The organism is Campylobacter concisus (assembly GCF_002914195.1).
Lineage (GTDB): Bacteria > Campylobacterota > Campylobacteria > Campylobacterales > Campylobacteraceae > Campylobacter_A > Campylobacter_A concisus_M.
The window spans coordinates 1-852 of the sequence record NZ_PPAU01000074.1 but is presented as its reverse complement, the minus strand read 5'-3'; the positions used below and the strand labels follow the sequence as shown (position 1 = coordinate 852).

Annotated in this window: 2 protein-coding genes; both read left to right on the top strand. The window is 34.3% G+C overall.

The features are described 5' to 3' along the window. The coding region (locus CYP28_RS01940) for a hypothetical protein (RefSeq protein WP_103592893.1) at positions 1-293 on the top strand (293 nt) is incomplete at its 5' end. A gap of 14 nt (positions 294-307) precedes the next feature. Beyond that, entirely contained in the window at positions 308-763 is a 456-nt protein-coding gene (locus CYP28_RS01935) for a hypothetical protein (RefSeq protein ID WP_103592892.1), read from the top strand. Positions 764-852: the final 89 nt, after the last annotated feature.

The following is an 852-nucleotide window of genomic DNA, read 5'->3' as shown; positions in this document are numbered from 1 at the left end:
ATATGGAATCGAGAGATTATGTAAAATTGTTGGATGCACCATTAGGCAGTGAGGCAGACGCTTTAAGATCTAAGATGCAATACGTTATAAGAGGCGTGGGGCTAAATTTAGTAAGTGCTAGCAAAAAGATGGGGCTTGAAAGTTTTGCTACGCTAAATGACTTCTACAAGAAAGATCAAATCCCTAGTTTTACTTTCTTTGGTAAATTCTGTTCTACCTTTAATGTGTCAGAGCAGTGGCTTTTCGATTTAGAAAATAATGAGAATTTCATGCCTTTGAGCCAAGCGTTATAAAAGCTGGCAGGCACTTGTTTTCTTGCAAAGATGCTACTATAAGCATCATTATTTTTCATAATTATGTCGTTGTAGTAGCTGATAAAGATAATAATATGGGTGTAGTAGGCAGAACTTTTGATTTGTCATCATGCGATGCCGACAAAAATATAAATGCTTTGACGGAACTTGTTAAAGTATCTAAAAAGGTAAATTTATATAAAGCATCAAAAGATTTTCCTAGCTTTGTTTTTGGTAGTATTCCACCTATTGGCTATATTTTAAGAAGTGATTGTGTTGCTAAAGATTTACTTCCTAGCAACGAATATTCAATCATTCAAAAGATTAAAGATGTTCTCTCCCTCGAAGCAAAAGAAGTAGATGAATTTTTAGTTAAACGTTTTGTGGATAGCAACGTTTATTGTAATAGTGATGACAAACAAAGCGAACCTGATATTGGGATACACGGACTTTATATAGAAGAACTATAATATAGTTTTTCTCTTGCCTTTCTCTGTTGGTAAATTTTGAGCTTCGGTCATTAGGGTTGCTAAATATGAGCCGTATATCAAGCCTAGCT